Source organism: Amycolatopsis sp. WAC 04182, assembly GCF_003947465.1.
In the GTDB taxonomy this organism is placed as follows: domain Bacteria; phylum Actinomycetota; class Actinomycetes; order Mycobacteriales; family Pseudonocardiaceae; genus Amycolatopsis.
Window position 1 is genome coordinate 1 of the sequence record NZ_QHJJ01000017.1, and the last position, 1099, is coordinate 1099.

The following is a 1099-nucleotide window of genomic DNA, read 5'->3' on the forward strand; positions in this document are numbered from 1 at the left end:
CCCTCACCCGACCTCCAGCGGGCCGGCAGTCGCGTCCGCCAGCCCCGCTCCGGCTCCAGCCCGTACGGCGCGTTCCGGCGGCTAGTGAGCCGGCTTTGAGATTCGGTCGCAGTAGCGACAGATACGGTCGATGATCTGGTCGGCGGTCTTGGTCCAGCGGAACGGCTTGGCGTTGTCGTTCCAGAGCTCGATCCATTCCTCCAGCGTGGCTTTGAGCGCGTCCAACGAGCAGAAGCTGCCACGCTCCAGGCAGCGGCGCTCCAACTCGGCGAACCAGCGCTCGACCTGATTGATCCAGGAGGAGTAGGTCGGGGTGAAGTGCAACGTGAAACGCGGATGGGCCAGCAGCCAGGCGTGCACCACCGGCGCCTTGTGGGTGGACAGGTTGTCGCAGATGAGGTGGACCGCCAGACCTGGTTCGACCTGGCGGTCGATCTCGTCGAGGAAGTCGCGGAAGTCGATGGCGCGGTGACGGGCCGACAGCTTGCCGATCACCTTGCCGGTGGCGGTGTTGAGCGCGGCGAACAGGTCCACGGTGCCGTGCCGGACGTAGTCGAAGCTGCGCCGCTCGGGCACACCGGGCAGCATCGGCAGTACCGGCGCGCTCCGCTGCAACGCCTGGATCTGCGGTTTCTCATCGACAGCGAACACCGCCGCATGCGCGGGCGGGGCCAGATACAGCCCGACCACGTCACGGATCTTGTCGATCAGCAGCGGATCTGTGGAGATCTTGAAGTTCTGGGTTCGCCAGGGTTGCAGCCCGAACGCCCGCCAGATGTTGGCCACGCTGGTCGGTGACATGCCCACCTGGCGGGCGAGTTCTCGTTTGTTCCAGTGCGTGGATCCGGCCGGCACCTCCTCCAGCGTGCGCACCACCACCCGCTCCACCGTGGCGTCGGTGATGGGGCGGCGCCCGCCCGGCCGCGGCTCGTCGCACAGCCCGGCCAGCGGTCGGGCCAGGAACCGGCTGCGCCAGCGCGCCACCGTCTTGCGGTCCAGCCGCAACCGCGCCGCCACCGCCACGTTGCCGCCGCCCTGGGGGCAGGCCAGCACGATCCGGGCCCGCATCGCCAGCCCCTGCGCCGTCGAGCGACGTCTG

1 protein-coding gene is annotated in these 1099 nt (G+C 69.1%); it reads right to left on the minus strand.

Annotation, left to right across the window (positions count from 1 at the left end; translation table 11 throughout):
* Positions 1-81: 81 nt before the first annotated feature.
* Positions 82-1099: IS630 family transposase (locus DMH01_RS42235; RefSeq protein ID WP_125685082.1), on the minus strand; the 1018-nt coding region annotated here is incomplete at its 5' end.